Annotated in this window: 18 protein-coding genes; 9 read left to right on the top strand and 9 right to left on the bottom strand. The window is 61.0% G+C overall.

Annotated features, from left to right (window positions below; all coding sequences use genetic code 11):
- Positions 1–86 precede the first annotated feature (86 nt).
- Together glpQ and glpD are read right to left on the bottom strand one after the other, a co-directional pair.
- Entirely contained in the window at positions 87–1,166 is a 1,080-nt protein-coding gene (gene glpQ / locus OKB87_RS08030) for a glycerophosphodiester phosphodiesterase (RefSeq protein ID WP_270827079.1), read from the bottom strand.
- 101 nt (positions 1,167–1,267) lie between these two features.
- Positions 1,268–2,755, bottom strand: coding sequence for a glycerol-3-phosphate dehydrogenase (glpD, locus tag OKB87_RS08035; protein WP_270827080.1), 1,488 nt, complete (start codon positions 2,753–2,755; stop codon positions 1,268–1,270).
- A gap of 104 nt (positions 2,756–2,859) precedes the next feature.
- Here glpD and OKB87_RS08040 point away from each other — a divergent pair, with 104 nt between their 5' ends.
- Positions 2,860–3,069: a hypothetical protein gene (locus OKB87_RS08040; RefSeq protein WP_270827081.1), complete on the top strand. Its 210-nt coding sequence runs from the start codon at positions 2,860–2,862 to the stop codon at positions 3,067–3,069.
- Positions 3,070–3,076: 7 nt separating this feature from the next.
- Here OKB87_RS08040 and OKB87_RS08045 read toward each other — a convergent pair whose 3' ends face one another.
- Positions 3,077–3,835: a DeoR/GlpR family transcriptional regulator gene (locus OKB87_RS08045; protein WP_011705542.1), complete on the bottom strand. Its 759-nt coding sequence runs from the start codon at positions 3,833–3,835 to the stop codon at positions 3,077–3,079.
- Between the two features lie 101 nt (positions 3,836–3,936).
- A complete protein-coding gene (gene glpT / locus OKB87_RS08050) occupies positions 3,937–5,292 on the bottom strand; it encodes a glycerol-3-phosphate transporter (protein ID WP_011705541.1) in 1,356 nt (451 codons plus the stop codon).
- A gap of 487 nt (positions 5,293–5,779) precedes the next feature.
- On the opposite strand from glpT, the gene OKB87_RS08055 reads away from it, so the two are divergent.
- Positions 5,780–6,628: an MIP/aquaporin family protein gene (locus tag OKB87_RS08055; RefSeq protein ID WP_029301314.1), complete on the top strand. Its 849-nt coding sequence runs from the start codon at positions 5,780–5,782 to the stop codon at positions 6,626–6,628.
- Positions 6,629–6,682: 54 nt separating this feature from the next.
- The gene (gene glpK, locus OKB87_RS08060) at positions 6,683–8,185 is read left to right on the top strand and encodes a glycerol kinase GlpK (protein ID WP_270827083.1); all 1,503 of its coding nucleotides are present in this window, start codon (positions 6,683–6,685) and stop codon (positions 8,183–8,185) included.
- Positions 8,186–8,351: 166 nt separating this feature from the next.
- Here the strand turns inward: glpK and OKB87_RS08065 are convergent, their stop codons facing one another.
- Positions 8,352–9,254 carry a LysR substrate-binding domain-containing protein gene (locus tag OKB87_RS08065; protein WP_270827085.1) on the bottom strand — a complete coding sequence of 301 codons (903 nt, stop codon included), beginning with the start codon at positions 9,252–9,254 and terminating at the stop codon, positions 8,352–8,354.
- Between the two features lie 194 nt (positions 9,255–9,448).
- Between OKB87_RS08065 and OKB87_RS08070 the strand changes: the two genes are divergently transcribed.
- The 5 genes from OKB87_RS08070 to OKB87_RS08090 all read left to right on the top strand — a co-directional run bounded on the left by OKB87_RS08070 (position 9,449) and on the right by OKB87_RS08090 (position 13,066).
- Entirely contained in the window at positions 9,449–9,847 is a 399-nt protein-coding gene (locus tag OKB87_RS08070) for a DUF6404 family protein (protein ID WP_270827086.1), read from the top strand.
- A complete protein-coding gene (locus OKB87_RS08075; RefSeq protein WP_049048765.1) occupies positions 9,834–10,196 on the top strand; it encodes a VOC family protein in 363 nt (120 codons plus the stop codon). The genes OKB87_RS08070 and OKB87_RS08075 overlap by 14 nt, the downstream gene beginning before the upstream one ends.
- A 175-nt stretch (positions 10,197–10,371) precedes the next feature.
- Positions 10,372–10,668, top strand: coding sequence for a putative quinol monooxygenase (locus OKB87_RS08080; protein WP_029301317.1), 297 nt, complete (start codon positions 10,372–10,374; stop codon positions 10,666–10,668).
- A 47-nt stretch (positions 10,669–10,715) separates the two neighbouring features.
- The gene (dkgB, locus tag OKB87_RS08085) at positions 10,716–11,519 is read left to right on the top strand and encodes a 2,5-didehydrogluconate reductase DkgB (RefSeq protein ID WP_270827087.1); all 804 of its coding nucleotides are present in this window, start codon (positions 10,716–10,718) and stop codon (positions 11,517–11,519) included.
- A 374-nt stretch (positions 11,520–11,893) separates the two neighbouring features.
- Positions 11,894–13,066, top strand: coding sequence for an MFS transporter (locus tag OKB87_RS08090; protein ID WP_270827088.1), 1,173 nt, complete (start codon positions 11,894–11,896; stop codon positions 13,064–13,066).
- 62 nt (positions 13,067–13,128) lie between these two features.
- Here OKB87_RS08090 and cydX read toward each other — a convergent pair whose 3' ends face one another.
- From cydX to OKB87_RS08105, 3 genes are read right to left on the bottom strand one after another with little or no spacing between them, the layout of a single operon-like run.
- Positions 13,129–13,242, bottom strand: a complete 114-nt coding sequence (gene cydX / locus OKB87_RS08095) for a cytochrome bd-I oxidase subunit CydX (RefSeq protein WP_005310033.1) — start codon at positions 13,240–13,242, stop codon at positions 13,129–13,131.
- Between the two features lie 27 nt (positions 13,243–13,269).
- Positions 13,270–14,397 carry a cytochrome d ubiquinol oxidase subunit II gene (cydB, locus tag OKB87_RS08100; RefSeq protein WP_011705533.1) on the bottom strand — a complete coding sequence of 376 codons (1,128 nt, stop codon included), beginning with the start codon at positions 14,395–14,397 and terminating at the stop codon, positions 13,270–13,272.
- Positions 14,397–15,968: a cytochrome ubiquinol oxidase subunit I gene (locus OKB87_RS08105; protein WP_252376892.1), complete on the bottom strand. Its 1,572-nt coding sequence runs from the start codon at positions 15,966–15,968 to the stop codon at positions 14,397–14,399. Before OKB87_RS08105 ends, cydB begins: the two co-directional genes overlap by 1 nt.
- A gap of 119 nt (positions 15,969–16,087) precedes the next feature.
- On the opposite strand from OKB87_RS08105, the gene OKB87_RS08110 reads away from it, so the two are divergent.
- Positions 16,088–17,515, top strand: a complete 1,428-nt coding sequence (locus OKB87_RS08110) for an aminotransferase-like domain-containing protein (RefSeq protein ID WP_270827089.1) — start codon at positions 16,088–16,090, stop codon at positions 17,513–17,515.
- Between the two features lie 96 nt (positions 17,516–17,611).
- Here the strand turns inward: OKB87_RS08110 and OKB87_RS08115 are convergent, their stop codons facing one another.
- Positions 17,612–17,992 carry a DUF4354 family protein gene (locus OKB87_RS08115; protein ID WP_270827090.1) on the bottom strand — a complete coding sequence of 127 codons (381 nt, stop codon included), beginning with the start codon at positions 17,990–17,992 and terminating at the stop codon, positions 17,612–17,614.
- Positions 17,993–18,298 lie beyond the last annotated feature (306 nt).

The following is an 18,298-nucleotide window of genomic DNA, read 5'->3' on the forward strand; positions in this document are numbered from 1 at the left end:
TACACCTCTTTTGTCTTTCCTTGCCCACCGACATAAAAAAGCGGGGCACCTGGCCCCGCTTGCATTCCCGTGTTGCTCTTCTTTTATTATTTGCCGTGAGCCTTGATCACCTCGACCGCCTTGTCGGGGAAGTCGCTGAATACCCCGTCCACATCGGCCTGATAGAGGAAGATGTTGAGCAGATCGGTGAAGTCTTTCGCATAGGCCGGGATCTGGCCCTCATCCTGACGGAAGGTATAAGGATGCACTTTGAGGCCAGCCGCGTGGGCCTCTTTCACCATGCCGGTGAAGGTCGGTTTGCCCGGGGTCCCCGGCTCCGGCACTATCATCGGCTTCCAGGGGCCGATCCCCTCGGCATAGCCGGCAATCTCCTTCATGGCGCCCGGCTTGAACATCCAGTCATAGCTGTAGGGGGTCGCCTTGCCCTTGGCGTCATAGACCATGGTCTCATTCCAGTCGGTCTCGGCCATCAGCTGCACCAACTTCAAGTCCATGCCCATGGCAGGCATCAGTTCACTGTTGATGCGCTTGAGCTCGTTGGTATCGAAACACTGCAGATAGACCTTGTCGTTCTTGCTGGTGTAGCCGTACTCCTTCAGCACCTTGAGTACCGCCTTGGAGATGTCCTTGCCCTCGTGGCGGAACAGCCAGGGGGCCTTTATCTCCGGGTAGATACCGATGTTCTTGCCGGTGCTCTTGTTGAGCCCCTGGATCATCTCGATCTCTTCCTGGAAGGTATGGATCTTGAAGCTCGACTTCCACAGCGGGAAGCGGGCCGGATAGACCGGCACCTGCTTGCCGTCCACCAGCTGGAACGGCTCGGTCATGCGCAGGGAGCGCACCTCGTCCAGGGTGAAATCCACCACATAGTAGCGACCATCCGGGCGGGCCCGGCCGGGGAAGCGTTCGGCCACATCGGTGATGCCATCGAGGAAGTGATCGTGCATCACCACCAGCTGGTCATCCTTGGTCATCACCAGATCCTGCTCCAGATAGTCGGCCCCCATGCCATAGGCCAATGCCTTGGACTCCAGGGTGTGCTCGGGCAGGTAGCCGGAGGCCCCCCGGTGAGCGATCACTATCTTGCCTTCATCGGCCGCCAGTGCGGGCAATGCCAGGGCGGCCCCCAGACCAAGGGCAAGCAGGGAGAGAGTGTGTTTTTTCATGCGCGGTGCTCTTTGTTATTGTTTATGGGATGTAGGTTATTGTTATAACAGAGGTTTTTGCATTTTTACGGCGGGCGGCCAGGGCCGCCCACCGGGGGTGATCAGCAGGCTTCGGGCAGGGCGTGGTGGTGTTCGCTGAGCCAGGCAGCCAGTTGCTGCTGCTCGGCTTCGGACAGACGCAGCCCCAGCTTGCTGCGGCGCCACAGAATGTCTTCCAGGCTGCAGGCCCACTCCCGCTCGATAAGGTAGCGTACCTCAGATTCGTACAGTCCGGCACCAAAGTGCTGACCACGATCCTGATGCAGCCAGAGACGGGCATGGGCGCCATAGGCCTCGGCAATGCGCAGGGCACTGCGATCATCGAGCCAGTCAAATTCCAGCGCAAAGGCGCGCGCCAGCTCGCGAACCGAGCAGTCGAACTCGCCACCGGGCAGCCGGCTGTTGGCGGTCCAGTCATCCCCCATCTGGCTGAACCAGGGCTTGAGCTTGTTGCAGGCAGCCTGGGCCAGCTTGCGATAGGTGGTGAGCTTGCCGCCAAACACTGACAACAGCGGCGCACCGTCGGATTCGCCGGACAGTTCGAGGGTGTAGTCGCGGGTCACCGCCTGCGGCGAATCGGACTCGTCGTCGCACAGCGGGCGCACCCCGGCGTAGGTCCAGATCACGTCTTTGGGGGCGATCTGACGGGTAAAGTGGGCGTTGACCACCTTGCACAGGTAGTTGATCTCGGCGTCGCTGATCTTGGCTTCGCGCGGGCTGCCCTTGTGCTCCACGTCCGTGGTGCCGATCAGGGAGTAGTCCTGCTGATAAGGGATGACGAAGACGATGCGGTTGTCCTCGTTTTGCAGGATGTAGGCCTCTTCGCGCTCATGGATGCGCGGCACTATCATGTGGCTGCCCTTGATGAGGCGAATGCCGCGCGGAGATTTCTCGTGCAGGCTCTCGTCATAGAAGGTCTTGACCCAGGGGCCGGCCGCATTGACCAGACCGCGGCAAGTGACGTTGAACTGCTTGCCCCCTTCCCGCTCCAGGGTCAGGGTCCAGTGTTTGGAGCCGCGCACCGCCTTGACGCAGCGGGTGCGGGTCTGCACATCGGCGCCCTTGTCGCGCGCCATCATGGCGTTGAGCACCACCAGCCGGGCGTCGTCGACCCAGGCGTCCGAATACTCGAACCCCTTGCTGATGCCGGCGGTGAGGCCATCCTGCGGCAGGAAGCGCACGCCGCAGCTGCCCTTGAGCTTGTCGCGCTTGGCCAGGTTGTCATAGAGGAACAGGCCGGCGCGGATCATCCAGGCCGGGCGCAGGTGCGGGCGATGGGGCAGCCGGAAACGCATGGGACGGGCGATGTGGGGGGCCATGCCGAGCAGCACCTCCCGCTCCGCCAGCGCCTCTTTCACCAGCCGGAATTCGTAGTGTTCGAGGTAGCGCAGGCCGCCGTGGATCAGTTTGCTGGAGTTGGAAGAGGTGGCAGAGGCGAGATCGCGCGCCTCGAACAGGGCAACCTTCAGACCCCGCCCCGCTGCATCAGCCGCAATGCCTACCCCGTTGATGCCGCCGCCAACGACGACCAGATCATAATGTTCGCTCATGTTCACCTACTTTCTTATTTTGACCTTGCGAAACCGTCGCAATGTTTGATTTCGCTCATATTAGAGCATGAAAAAATGATAAACGAACATTTTATGGAGAAAATGTGATCGCGATTGTTTTGGCAATGCTAAAAATGCTGCCGGTCGGTGATAAAGCGGCGCAGCCTGCAGGAAGCGGAGGCAAGGCTGTGAGCGAGATCGCGCTTTTGGGGACATCAGCACGACATTGGCGGTGGGATGAGGGCGGGCATAAACGCGGGAAGGCTGAAAACGAAGCGGCCGCCCGATGGCGGCCTGGTGCTGGAACGGGTTAACGGCAACTCAGCAGATGTGGCACTCGATCTGATGCTGGGACATCAGCCGCATCAGCTTCTCCGGCGGCTCCTGATCGGTGAACAGGGCGTGGATCTGGCTGAGGTTGCCGAGGTTGACCATGGCGTTGCGACCGAACTTGGTGTGGTCGGCGGCCAGGAACACCTGACGGGAGTGGGCAATGATGGCCTGGGCAATCTTCACCTCGTGGTAGTCGAAGTCGAGCAATGAGCCGTCGCTGTCGATGCCCGAGATGCCGATGACGCCGTAGTCCATGCGAAACTGGCCGATGAAGTCGCGGGTCGCCTCCCCCACGATGCCGCCGTCCCGGTTGCGAATTTCGCCGCCGGCGATGATGACGGTGAAGTCATCCTTGGCGGTGAGGATGCTGGCCACGTTGAGGTTGTTGGTGACGATGCGCAGCTCCCGGTGATCAAGCAGGGCGCGGGCGATGGCTTCGGTGGTGGTGCCGATGTCGATGAACAGCGACGAGCCGTCGGGAATATTGGCGGCCACCTCACGGGCGATACGCTCTTTCTCCTTGAGCTGCATCACCTTGCGGGCGCTGTAGGCGGTGTTGACGGTACTCGAATGCAGGGAGGCCCCGCCATGGTGGCGCCGGATCTTGTTCTGCTCGGCGAGATCGTTGAGATCCCGGCGAATGGTCTGGGGGCTGACGTCAAAGTGGGTCACCAGATCCTCGGTCGAGACAAAGCCCTGCCGCGTCAGGACGTCCAGGATCTCCAGATGTCGTTGGGTTTGCTTCACGCTTGAACTCCGATGATGAGACGAAAAAAGGCCCCGGCAGATGCGGGGCCTTGGGGAGTTTACCTGATCCCTTTTCCAATCGATAAGGGCAGGATCACGTTTTATGCCTTATGGGCAGCCGCTTTGGCGGCAATCGACTGGTTCTCGTGCTTGAGGGTCATCGCCAACAGGATGATGGAGAGCACGCAGGAAGCGGTCAGCACCATGAAGCCGCCATCCCAGCCGAAGTGGTCAACGGTGTAGCCCAGCATGGCGTTGGCCGCGACCGCGCCACCCAGATAACCGAACAGACCGGTGAAGCCTGCCGCAGTACCGGCGGCCTTCTTCGGCGCCAGCTCCAGGGCATAGAGGCCGATCAGCATGACGGGGCCGTAGATCAGGAAGCCGATAGCCACCAGCGCCATCATGTCGACGGTCGGGTTGCCGGCCGGGTTGAACCAGTAGACCAGCACGGCCACGGTCACCAACACCATGAACAGGATGCCGGCCGGCGCACGGCGGCCCTGGAACATCTTGTCAGAGATCCAGCCGCACAGCAGGGTGCCCGGAATACCCGCCCACTCGTACAGGAAGTACGCCCAGGAGGAGTTGTCGACGCTGAAGTCCTTGGCCTCTTTCAGGTAGGTCGGCGCCCAGTCCAGCACACCGTAGCGAATGAGATAAACGAAGGCGTTGGCAATGGCGATGTACCACAGCAGCTTGTTGTGCAGCACGTACTTGACGAAGATCTCCTTGGCGGAAAACTCCTGCTCGTGGCTTTCGTTGTAGTCCTTCGGATAGTCGTTCTTGTGCTCTTCGATGGGAGGCAGACCGACCGATTGCGGGGTGTCACGCATCACGAAGAAGGCGATCACCGCGATGGCAGCGGCGGCGGCAGCCGGCACATAGAAGGCACTGCGCCAGTCGTTGAACCAGCCCATCCCCAGAATGAACAGCGGGCCTATCATGCCGCCACCCACGTTGTGGGCCACGTTCCAGACCGCGACCACTTCGCCGCGCTCTTTCTGTGACCACCAGTGCACCATGGTGCGACCGCAGGGCGGCCAGCCCATGCCCTGTGCCCAGCCGTTCAGGAACAACAGCACGAACATGATGGCGATGCTGGAGGTGGCCCAGTGCATGGTCCCCATCATGAACATGATGCCGGCCGACAACAGCAGACCGGCGGAGAGGAAGTAGCGGGCGTTGGAGCGGTCCGACACGTTCCCCATCAGGAACTTGGAGAGACCATAGGCAATGGAGACGCCAGACAGCGCCAGACCCAGATCACCGCGGGAGAAGCCCTGTTCGATCAGATAGGGCATCGCCAGACTGAAGTTTTTCCGTACCAGGTAGTAACCGGCATAACCGAAGAAGATCCCGAAAAACACCTGCCAACGCATGCGTTTGTAGAAGGGGTCGACCTTGTCGGCCGGGAGCCTGTCTATGTGTGGTGCAGGCCTGAAGAGACTAAGCATGTTCTGCTTCCTTATTGTTGTTGTGGGCGGTTGAGGGTGCCCTGTCCATGCTGACCAATCAGATGAGTCCTGATTCGAAAGCGAGCCTATTGTGCTCATATGTGAACATTTAATCTGTGATGGAGGCTGAAATATTGCAGTTTTATTACAAAAGAAAGTGTCAAATGAGCAATCACTCATCAGCCGCAATCCCTTATGTAGCAAGGCTTTTGGCTACCCACTAAGTGGTATAACCACTGTATCAACTTGCTTTCCGTCACATTTTTTTAGCAATGAGTGGGATCTTGTCCACATTTCCTGCGGGGAGGGAGTGGTGAATGGGCGATTTAGGTTTATTTTCTCTCTCGTCCGAGAACGAGCGCAAACGAGCATAACGTTTGCGTCAGCTCAAAAAACAAGAAGAAACGTTTTCGGACGCAATAATGGGAATGAAAAACAACAAAACGGAACATCAAACCTACTCTGGGTGGATATAAGGAATAACGGTATGAGCATACAAAGACCCAATACCCTGCTTGGCGAATGCATTGCCGAGTTTATCGGAACCGGCCTGCTGATATTTTTCGGCGTCGGCTGCGTGGCCGCACTGGTGCTGGCGGGAGCCAACTTCGGGCAATGGGAAATTTCCATTACCTGGGGTCTGGGCGTCGCCATCGCCATCTATGTCACCGGCGGTATCTCCGGTGCCCACCTCAACCCGGCCGTGACCCTGGCGCTGATGACCTTCTGCGGGTTCGACAAGCGCAAAGTGGTGCCCTACATCATCGCCCAGGTTGCCGGCGCCTTCTGCTTCGCGGCGCTGGTCTACTTCCTCTATGGTAACCTTTTCACCCAGTGGGAAGTGACCCACAACGTGGTGCGCGGCAGCGTCGAGAGCCTCGGCAGCGCCGGCATCTTCTCTACCTACCCCAATGCCCTGCTCTCCAACATGCAGGCCTTCGCAGTCGAGATGGTGATCACCGCCGTGCTGATGCTGGGCATCATGGCACTGGGTGACAACAACAACGGTGCCCCCAAAGGCTTCGCCGCCGCCCTGCTGATCGGTATCCTGATCGCGGTGATCGGCGCCTCCCTTGGCCCGTTAACCGGTTTCGCCATGAACCCGGCCCGTGATTTCGGCCCCAAACTGTTCGCCTTCCTGGCCGGCTGGGGTGACGTGGCCATGACCGGTGGTCGTGACAACCCCTACTTCTGGGTTCCCATCCTCGGCCCCATCGTCGGTGCCCAGATCGGTACTGCTCTTTATGTAAAAGTGTTGGCTCCCTGTGTGCCGGGCAACCGTGTTGCCGCCACCGAGCAAGCAGCCCAAACCGCCAAAGAAGAGGCCGCCGCTTAAGAGCGGCCCTCCCCAACGTGTAAAAACGTGGAAAATAAAAACGTGGAGAACATCATGTCTGCTGAAAAGAAATATGTCGTCGCTCTGGACCAGGGAACTACCTCTTCCCGTGCCATCGTGTTTGATCAGGATGCGAATATAGTCGCGACCTCCCAGCGCGAATTCACCCAGCACTACCCGAAAGCGGGCTGGGTGGAGCACGACCCGATGGAGATCTGGGCGACCCAGTCCTCCGTCTTCACCGAAGTGCTGGCCAAGAGCGGCCTTCGCAGCGAAGAGATCGCCGCCATCGGCATCACCAACCAGCGTGAAACCACAGTGGTATGGGAAAAGGCCACCGGCAAACCCATTTACAACGCCATCGTCTGGCAGTGCCGCCGCACCGCGGCCATCTGTGAAGAACTGAAAGCGCGCGGCCTGGAAGAGTACGTCCGTGAAAACACCGGTCTGGTGCTGGACGCCTACTTCTCCGGTACCAAGGTGAAGTGGATCCTCGACAACGTCGAAGGGGCCCGCGAGAAGGCGATGAACGGCGAGCTGCTGTTCGGCACCATCGACACCTGGCTGGTATGGAAGATGACCAACGGCGAAGTGCACGTCACCGACCCGACCAACGCCTCCCGTACCATGCTCTACAACATCCGCGACCTGAAGTGGGATCAGAAGATGCTGGACGAGCTGGGCATCCCCATGTCCATGCTGCCACAAGTAAAACCCTCTTCCGAAGTGTACGGCTACACCACCCGTGGCGGCGGCTCCCGCATCCCCATCGCCGGTATCGCCGGTGACCAGCAGTCTGCCCTGTTCGGCCAGCTCTGCTTCGAGAAAGGGATGGCCAAGAACACCTACGGCACCGGCTGCTTCATGCTGATGAACACCGGCACCGAGCCGGTTCGCTCCAACAACGGCCTGCTGACCACGGTCGCCATCGGCCCGAAAGGGGAAGTGAATTATGCCCTCGAGGGTGCGGTATTTATGGGTGGCGCCACCATCCAGTGGCTGCGTGACGAGCTGAAGATCATTCACGATGCCCGCGATACCGACTACTTCGCCTCCAAGGTTGGCGACACCAACGGCGTCTATCTGGTACCGGCCTTCGTCGGTCTGGGTGCCCCCTACTGGGATCCGTATGCTCGCGGCACCATGGTCGGTCTGACCCGTGGCGCCAACCGCAACCACATCATCCGTGCCGCGCTGGAATCCATCGCCTATCAGAGCCGCGATGTGCTGGATGCGATGCAGCAAGACTCCGGCATCAAGCTGGCCGCCCTCAAGGTAGACGGTGGCGCGGTAGCCAACGACTTCCTGATGCAGTTCCAGGCCGACATGATGCACACCCCGGTAGTACGTCCGACCCGGATCGAGACCACCGCCATGGGCGCCGCCTTCCTGGCTGGCCTGGCCGTCGGCTTCTGGAAGAGCTCGGAAGAGCTGGAAGACAAGTTCAGCGTGGACCGCGAGTTCATCCCGCAGATGGACCGCGACGATCGCGCCAAGCGTTACAACGGCTGGAAGAAGGCAGTGGAACGTTCACGCCGCTGGGCAGAAGAGGAGTGATCGGGCAACCGACACAGTCTTGAGCTGAAAAACGTGAGAGGCCGACAGCGATGTCGGCCTCTCTTTTTTAGCGCAGCTCCCATGATGACGCCCCCTATCCTGCCTCGGCAGGCACCCCAAGCACGGCGGGCCCTTTCTGGCGGGCAGCCAGGTCAGAGCGCGGGGACTAGAGCATCTCGCTGCCGAGATGCTCTTTGAGGAAATCGAGCCAGATCCGCAGCCGGATGTCGCGCTGGGCATCGGAGTAGAACACCGCGTTGATGGGGCGCGAGGCACCGCTGTTGCTGCGGGCCAGCACCTCCACCAGGGCCCCGCTCATCCGATCCTGGCCGGTCATGAAATCCGACAGACAGACGATCCCCTGCCCCCGCAGTGCCAGCTGGCGCAGGGTTTCACCGCTGCTGGCGCGCAGGGTCGGGGTGATGGGAAAGCGGTCTCCCTGCTCCTGACTCAGCAGCGGCCAGTGGTTGAGGTGATCGGGGTGCAAAAAACCGAGCAGCTCGTGCCCGCTCAGCAGATCCATCGGCTGGCGCGGAGTGCCGCGCTCGCGCAAATAGTCGGGGGACGCCAGCAGCCGCAGCCGCGAGCGGCCCAGCGGCAGCGCCCGCAGGGAGGAATCTGTCAGCTCGCCGATGCGAATGGCCATGTCCACCCGCCGCTCCATCAGGTTGATGAAGCCCTCGGAGCTGTGCAGTTGCAGCTCGATGGCGGGATAGCGGCGGCGAAACTCGCCGATGATGGGCACCAGCCGGTGCAGGATGAAGGGGGTGGCGGCATCGACCCGCAATACCCCCTCCGGCTGCTCGCGGCGCATCAGCAGCAGCCCCTCCGCCTCGCTCATCTCGGTCAGGATCTTCACCGCCCGCTGATAGAACCAGCTCCCCTCCTCGGTCAGGCTGACCCGCCTCGTGGTGCGGTTGAGCAGCACGGTCGAGAGCTTCTCTTCCAGCCGCTTGATGCCGCGGCTCACCACCGAATTATCCATGCCGAGGTTCTCCGCCGCCTGGCGAAAACTGCCCGCCTCCACCACCGCCACAAACAGGGTCAGTTCATCAGAATGGGTCTTCATTGCTGCAATCCAGACAAGAGTAATGGGTCTTTATAGGCGTAGCCGCTGTGGGTTGGCAAGTGTACGGTGAGGACAGTGCTTTTTTCTACAGAGAAAGAACGTGACCGCGAGCCCACATCAAACTGGCGATTTGTCAGTACAATGCAGCCAGAAAAGCACCGTATGACACCTCTCATTTCACAAGGATGAATACCATGACATTTGAAGAGCGGCTGACCGCCGCCCATCAGGAACTGGAGAGCAAAGGGGTATGGCATGCCAACTACAATCCCCCTCTGTGCAGACTGCTGCGCAGGTTCGGTTATCCCGTCAAACCGCCTCACTATGAAGGTTGGCTAACCAACTCTCTGGCATTCGGTATCAGCTTTGGTCTTGTCTGGGGCATGATGATGTGGTTTTTCAGCTGGTGGCCTATGGGAACCGAATCGTTATTTGCCCTGCGCCAAATCGCGCTATTTGCAGGATTGTTCGGCCTGACCATGGCATCTTTGCTCTGGCTACGGCACAAGCAGCTTAAACTGACCCCGTGGGAGCAACTTGCTGAGCCCACCGATGCTGATGATGAGAGAGACGAACTGAATGAAAGCCCATGAAAAACTGAACTATGTGGAGTTTGCAGCCAGAGATCTTGCCGCCACCAAGGCCTTCTTTCAGGCCGCTTTCGGCTGGCAATTTGCCGATTATGGCCCCGATTATTGCGCCTTCGAGGGGGAAGGGCTGGATGGCGGCTTCTATCGCGCCGATCTGTGCAGCCAGAGCGCGCAAGGCGGCGCCCTGATGGTGTTCTACAGCGCCGATATTGAAGCGACTCAGAGCAAGGTAGCCGGCGCCGGGGGCACCATAGTTCGCCCCCTGTTCGACTTTCCCGGTGGCCGCCGCTTCCACTTCGTCGAGCCCAGCGGCAATGAATTTGCGGTCTGGTCCGAGCCGGCCAATGCCTGATGACAAGGGGGCGCCCCGGCGCTCCCTGCTCCTTTTACCGCCCTGACTTCCTCACCACCACCTCGCCCCGGTCCCTTCATTGCTGCTCTTATCTCAATAGTGTTTTGCGACTGCGGCCCTGTTTCGGGCAAGTCACGGTGGGCATACTGACTCCCGTCTTAACGAGGAGGTTCAGATGTCATCCCCCGTGATTGTGATTGCCCAGCTTGAAGCCAAACCCGAATTCGCCCCCCAGTTTCGTGCCGCCCTCGATCCGCTGATCGCCGCCACCTTGCAGGAGGCCGGCTGCCTGCGCTACCAGCTGCATCAGGATTTGGACAATCCCCACAGCTGGATGCTCTACGAGGTGTGGGAGAGCGAGGCCGCCCTCCGCGCCCATCAGGGCCAGCCCCACTTTACCGAATTTGTCGCCAAGGCCGAGCCCTGGTTTGCCGGCAGCACCATTCGCCGCTATCAGCCGCTGGACGCCTGATTTTCCGCGCCGCTGAGCGCCCTTTTGCAACCTATTTGAGGAATAACATGATGAAGATGCCCAACCTGGGTCTTGGAACCTTTCGCCTGACCGGCCAACCCCTGCGCGACTCCCTGCTGCAAGGGCTCGAGCTTGGCTACCGCCATATCGACACCGCCCAGATCTACGCCAACGAGGCCGAAGTGGGCCAGCTGATGAGCGAGAGCGGCGTGCCCCGCCAGGATATCTACCTGACCACCAAGGTGTGGACCAGCGAGTTCGGCCCGGGCAAGCTGCTCCCAAGCCTGGAGGTGAGCCTGGAAAAACTCGGCACCGACTATCTGGATCTAGCGCTTATTCACTGGCCCTCCCCCAAGGATGAGGTGCCGATGGCGGTCTATCTGGAGCAGCTGGCCGAGGCCAAAACCCGGGGTCTGGCCCGCGAGATCGGGGTCTCCAACTTCACCGTGGCCCAGCTTAAAGAAGCCATCGATATTCTGGGGCCGGGCGTCATCGCCCATCAGCAGGTGGAGATCCACCCGCTGCTGCAAAACCGCAAGGTGGTGGAATTCTGCCAGGCCCATGGCATCGCCATCACCGCCTATATGCCGCTCGCCTATGGCAAGGTGCTCACCGAGCCGCTGCTGATGGAGATCGGCAAGCGCCACGGCGTCTCGGCGGCCCAGGTGTCGCTGGCCTGGCTGCTGGCCCAGGGCATGACGGTGATCCCGAGCTCCACCAAACGGGAGAATCTGGCCGCCAACCTGGCAGCGCTGAAGGTGCAACTCAGTCGCGAGGAGATGGCCGCCATCGCTACCCTGGAGCGGGGCGAGCGCTGCGCCAACCCGGATTTTGCGCCAGATTGGGACTAATAAGCAGGTTCAACTGGATTGTTCCCTCTCCCCATGGGAGAGGGCTAGGGTGAGGGTATAGCAGGCTACCCTCGGCTAGTTTTGCTGCATATACAGAATGCCCCTCATCCCCGACCCTTCTCCCGCCAAGGGAGAAAGGAGGCAATAACGATCCGGGATATTTCTCCAACCCCTAGCGGGAGGCACTGTGCCTCCCGCTTTTTTTGGTTTTGTGCACCACTCACACAATTCCCCGCCCGACAAGACCCGAGCCATCGCGATGATTGCTGCTGATTTGGCAAAAGTAATTTGATGTCACCGTCATTTTTACCAACAAACGCCCTCGGCATACTGGCGCCATTCTCCCGTCGGGAGTCCCTATCCAAGGAGTTGTTATGCCACTGGCGTTATTTGCCCTCACCCTGAGTGCCTATGCGATCGGCACCACCGAATTCGTGATCGTGGGGCTTATCCCCACCATCGCCGAGCAGCTGAATGTCTCGCTCCCCTCCGCAGGCCTCTTGGTCAGCCTCTATGCCCTTGGCGTGGCCATCGGCGCCCCCGTGCTGACGGCACTGACCGGCAAGGTGCCGCGCAAGTGGTTGCTGGTGGGGCTGATGGCGCTCTTCACCGCCGGCAACCTGCTGGCCTGGCAGGCCCCGGGTTACGAGAGTCTGATTGTGGCCCGCATCCTGACCGGGCTGGCCCACGGGGTCTTCTTCTCGGTGGGTAGCACCATCGCCACGGGTCTTGTGGCCAAAGAGAAAGCGGCGAGCGCTATCGCCATCATGTTCAGCGGCCTCACTGTGGCGCTGGTGACCGGCGTACCGCTCGGCACCTGGATTGGTCAGGTCTTTGGCTGGCGTGAAACCTTTCTGGCGGTAAGCCTGCTCGGCCTCGTCGCCATGGTGGGCAGCCTGCTGCTGATCCCGAACAACCTGCCCAAGGGGGAGGCCTCCACCATCCGCGAGCAACTCTCGGTACTGACCAAGAAGCCGCTGCTGCTGGTCTACGCCAAAACCGCCCTTGGTTACGGCGGTGCCTTCACCGCCTTTACCTTCCTCGCCCCCATCCTGCAGCAGGTGAGCGGCTTTAGTGCCGGCGCGGTGAGCCTCATTCTGCTTGTGTACGGGGTATCGGTCGCCGTCGGCAATATCTGGGGCGGCAAGCTGGCCGACAAGATGGGCCCGCTGCCTGCGCTGAAGCTGCTGTTTGCCGGTCTCGCATTGGTGTTGCTGGTGCTCACCTTCACCGCGCCGCACCCGGTGCTGGCGGTACTGACCGTGCTGGTGTGGGGCGCCTTTGCTTTTGGCAACGTGCCGGGTCTGCAGGTGCTGGTGGTGAAACAGGCCGAGCAGCACACCCCCAGGGCGGTGGACGTGGCATCGGGCCTCAACATCGCCGCCTTCAACGTCGGCATTGCGCTCGGCTCCGTCGTCGGCGGTCTGGTGGTGGAACACCTGGGGTTGATGCACACCCCCTGGATCGGCGCGCTGATCGTGCTGCTGGCCTACGGCCTCACTCATGTCAGCGAGCGGCAGGCCGCCCGGGTCGCCCTCCCCGCCTAAGCTAACCCTCCAGCAGGATGCAAAAAGGCCGACACCTGTGTCGGCCTTTTCATGGCTGCGTCTCAAGACTCCTTGAGATCCTCATCGGCGGCCCAGCGCGCCTCCAGCCAGAGCAGGTTGACCAGCCCGCACAACAGGGCGAAGCCCAGTCCCAGAATCCAGGTGAAATACCACATATCGCATGATCCTTTGGTTGAAGAGGGTTAGTAGAGGCTGTGGCCGTGCTGGCGGATCTGCTGGGCGCTCATCTTGCCGCGCACCACCCGGTAGACCCAGAGGGTGTAGCCGATGTTGATGGGCATCAGCACCCCGACAATCCCCAGCATGATGAAGAGGGTGCGCTCGCTGGAGGTGCTGTCCCACAGGGTCAGGCTGCTGGACGGATCCAGCGACGAAGGCAGCACGAACGGGAACAGGGCGATGGCGATGGTCAGCATCATGCTGGCGCAGGCGCCGCCGCTGGCGAGCAGGGCCGTGCGCGGCAGCTCGCGGGCGCTGGCCAGGCTGCTCACCATGGGCAGCACCAGGCCGAGCGCCGGCACGCACCAGAGCCAGGGATGGGCGACGAAGTTGGCAAGCCAGCCCTGCTGGGCCACCCCCACCTCCTTCATCAGCGGGGTGAGCGCCCCGTTGATATCCCCTATCTCCAGCACCCGGTAGCCGGCCATCTGGCTGAGCCAGACGCCGCCCAGGGCAAACAGGCCGCTCGCCAGCGGGCCGAGCCAGAGGCTCTGGCGGGCGCAGCGCCGGGCGATCTCCCCCTGGGTCTTGCACTGCAGGAAGCTGGCGCCGTGCAGCAACAACAGAGCCAGCGCCGTCCCCATGCAGGTCAACAGCAGCGGCCAGTGGAAGTCAAAGGCACCGTAGTGGATGCGCAGGGCCGCATCGAAGCGAAACGGCAGCCCCTGCAGCAGAAAGCCCAAGGTGGCGCCAAACACCAGGGTCGGCAGCAGGCCGCCCACCACTAGGGCGCGATCCCACCAGCGGCGCCAGACCGGGTCCGCCAGCTTGCTGCGATAGTCAAAGCCCACCGGGCGCAGGAACAGGCCGAACAGCAGGAACATGAAGGGCACGTAGAGCGCCGAGAAGGCGGCGGCATAGACCAGCGGCCAGGCGGCGAACAGGGCGCCGGCCCCGGCGATGAGCCACACCTGGTTGCCCTCCCACACCGGCCCCACGCTGTTGAGCAGCACCCGCCGCTCCTCGTCGTTCTTGGCCACCACCGGCAGCAGCATGGCCACGCCGAGATCGAAGCCATCCATCACCACGAAGCCGACCAGCATGAACAGCACCAGCCCCCACCAGATCAATTTCAGAGTTTCGTAATCCATCAGGCAGGACTCCCGTTTTGCAACACTTCACCTTGATAGCGACCCGTCTGCAGGCTGGCGGGCCCTTTGCGGATCACATGACGCAACAAGAACAACTCCACCACCAGCAGGCTGGTGTAGATGAGACAGATGGAGATCAGGCTGAACCAGAGCTGGCCCGGGGTCAGCAAGGAGACGGACGCCGACACCGGCAGCACGTCGCTGATGGTCCACGGCTGGCGACCGAACTCGGCCACGAACCAGCCCGCCTCGATGGCAATCCAGGGCAGCGGAATAGACCAGAACAGGGCCTTGAGCAGACGCGGGGATTGCACCAGCTTGCCCCGGCACAACTGCAGGAAGGCGGCAGCAAACAGCGCCAGCAGCACCACGCCGATGCCCACCATCAGCCTGAAGCTCCAGAACAGCGGCGCCACCTGGGGGATGGAGTCCGCCACCGCCTTGGCGATGGCCGCCTCGTCCGCCTTGCCAATCTCCTTGGCATAGGGGGTGAGCAAGAGGCCGTAGCCCAGATCCTGGCGATGACGCTCGAAGGTGGCTCGCGCCGCCTGATTGTTGCCATCTGCCCGCATCGCTTCGAGCGCCTCGTGGGCCAGCATGCCGCTGCGAATGCGCTCCTCGTGCCGCGCCTTGAGATCTTTGAGGCCCGTCACCTGTTCATCGAGGGAGCGGGTGGCGATGATGCCCATCAGATAGGGGATCTTCACCGCGGCATGGGTGGTCTCGGCGGCCTGATCCGGAAAGCCGAACAGGGTGAAGGAGGCGGGCGCCGGCTCGGTGTGCCACTCCGCCTCGATGGCGGCCAGCTTCACCTGCTGCACCTCACCGGTGCGATAGCCCGACTCGTCGCCCAGCACGATGACCGAGAGGATGGCCGCCAGACCAAAGCCCGAGGCGATGGCAAAGGAGCGCAGGGCGAAGCGCACCTCCATGCGGCGCAGCAGATACCAGCTGCTCACCCCCATCACGAACAGGGAGGCCGCCACATAACCCGCCGCCACCGTGTGCACGAACTTGACCTGGGCCACCGGGTTGAAGATCACCGCAGCCACGTCCACCAGCTCCATGCGCATGGTCATGGGGTTGAACTCGGCGCCGACCGGGTTTTGCATCCAGCCGTTGGCGATGAGGATCCAGAGCGCGGAGAGGTTGGAGCCGAGCGCCACCAGCATGGTCACCAGCAGGTGCTGACCGCGGGAGAGCTTGTCCCAGCCGAAGAAGAACAGACCCACCAGGGTGGACTCGAGGAAGAAGGCCATCAGCCCCTCCACCGCCAGCGGCGTGCCGAAGATGTCGCCGACATAGTGGGAGTAGTAGGCCCAGTTGGTGCCAAACTGGAACTCCAGGGTAATGCCGGTGGTCACCCCCATCACGAAGTTGATGCCAAACAGCTTGCCCCAGAAACGGGTAATGTCTTTGTAGATCACCTTGCCGGTCATCACGTAGGCCGACTCGGCGATCACCAGGATCCAGGACAGCCCCAGGGTAAGGGGCACAAACAGAAAGTGGAACATCGCCGTCGCCCCGAACTGCATTCGGGAGAGGCTGACCACATCATCCAGGCTTATCATGCATGACTCTCTATGTTGCATTTAACAGACAGGTTTCGCCCGTTAAGTACATCACGGTCCATGACACCTATAACAGATGCAGTTATAGTGAAATACACCTATAACAGTTTAACAATCCCATGTCCCTATACGGCCAGCTGGCAGATCAGCTGCAACAGCAGATAACGAGCGGCCTCTGGCAGCCGGGGGAGCGCATTCCCTCCATCCGCCAGAGCTGCAAGACCCATGGCCTCAGCCCCATGACGGTGCTGCAGGCCTACCAACTGCTGGAGAGCCGCGGCCTCATCCTGGCACGGCCCCAGTCCGGCTACTACGTCAAGGCGGCCCCCTCCCGCCCGGCCGCCAGCCTGCCCCAGCAGGCGCACTACAGCGGCTCGGTAGACATCAACGATCTGGTGTTCGAGGTGTTGCAGGCGAGCAAGTCGCGGGAACTGGTGCCGCTCGGCATGGCGGTGGCCGATCCCACCCTGTTCCCCCACCCCCAGCTCGGCCGGGCGCTGGCCAGCAGCATGCGCCGGCTCGACCCCTTCAGCACGGTGGCAGACTTGCCCCCCGGCAACGAGGCGCTGCGCCGCGCCATCGCCCAGCGCTACGCCGGCGAGGGGCTGGCGGTAGATCCCCAGCAGATCATCATCACCACCGGCGCCATGGAGGCACTCTCCCTCAGCCTGCAGGTGCTGACCGAGCCGGGCGACTGGGTGGTGGTGGAGTCCCCCACCTTCTACGGCGCCCTGCAGGCCATCGAGCGACTCAAGCTCAATGCGGTGGAGATCCCGGTGATCCCGGGGGTGGGCATCGATCTCGCCCTGCTGGAGGAGGCCCTCGCCCAGCGCCCCATCAAGGCGTGCTGGCTGATGGGCAATGTCCAGCACCCGCTCGGTCACACCATGCCGGATGACCACAAGCAGGCGCTGATGGCCCTGCTCAACCGGCGCGGGGTCGCGCTGGTGGAGGACGACGTCTATGCCGAGGTCTACTTCGGCCGCGAGCGGCCAAGGCCCATCAAGTATTGGGATACCAGTGGCGACAGCCTGCTGTGCAGCTCCTTTTCCAAATGCCTGGCGCCCGGCTTTCGGGTCGGCTGGGTGGTGGCCGGTCGCCACGCCGAGCGGGTGCAGCGACTGCAGCTGATGTCGACCCTCTCCACCAATGTGCCAAGCCAGCTGGCGCTGGCCGAGATGCTGCGCCAGGGTGGCGTGGATGCCCACTTTCGCCGGCTGCGCCACACCCTGGCCCAGCGCCAGCAGCAGATGCGGGCCGCCCTGCTGCGCCTGCTGCCGGGGGAAGTGAGCATCTCCTCCCCCGATGGCGGCTATTTTCTCTGGCTCGAGTTTGATCCGCGCCTCGACAGCCGCGCCCTGCACGCCCAGGCGCTGGCCAGCGGCTTCTCACTGGCCCCCGGCGCCCTCTTCTCCAGCAAGGGGCTGCACAACCACTGTCTGCGCCTCAACAGCTCCCATCCCTGGAGCGAGCAGTTGGAGGCGGCCCTGATCAAACTGGCCGGGCTTATCGACGCCACACTCAAACAGAGCGCGTCACATGAATAGAGCTCTGGCTTAATAACACATGACCCGAGTGGGAAGTGCGCTTGCCCCCTGCATATGGGAACAGGCATTTACCCAGCCACCGATAAGGAGTGCCATTTAATGGCAGTTGTCAGATATTTTCACCAGAGTGGCGTCAAGGACAGCGTCATTATTATCGGCAAAGACAGCAATCCCCTTTACCATTCCCCCCTGCTTGAGAACACCTGACAGCAGGGCTTCATCCACAGTGTCAGCGTTGAACACCTGATTATTTCTGCCGTATGCTTTCAAACACATCTTTGATAAATCAATATCACCACCTGATAGTTTGGCCAAGGCAATATCAAAGGTTTTTGTGTACGCGTTGTTGGTTCCTATCGATATAGAACCGTGCGATTTTTCTGTGGCATACACGGCGATATCCCCAACCGTGGCCGCATTGGCAGCGAAACCGGAACCAGCCAGTACCAGAGTGGCTGCGACAATAGAGTTTTTCATTTCAATCTCCTGATAAAAAATGCAAATAGACCCGCCTTATAAAAAACAGAAAGGTCATCAGTCAATATTATTTGTCACCATGGCCTACTTTATTAAATCGCCACCATGACGGGTTAAGTACATTTTCAAAATATAATCTTCACCGACCCGGAGTAAAGGGTGAAATTACATTTACTTACAATTGCACAAGTTGTTGCTAAATATGACAAGCCTGACTTGCAACGCAATTTCGCCATCAATGACTACGCAGCAAAATAATATTGTTTCACTCAATATTGGCAACCGATGACCAAAGAACGACAGAAA

The organism is Aeromonas sp. Y318-1, from assembly GCF_027706125.1.
Classification (GTDB): Bacteria; Pseudomonadota; Gammaproteobacteria; order Enterobacterales; family Aeromonadaceae; genus Aeromonas; species Aeromonas hydrophila.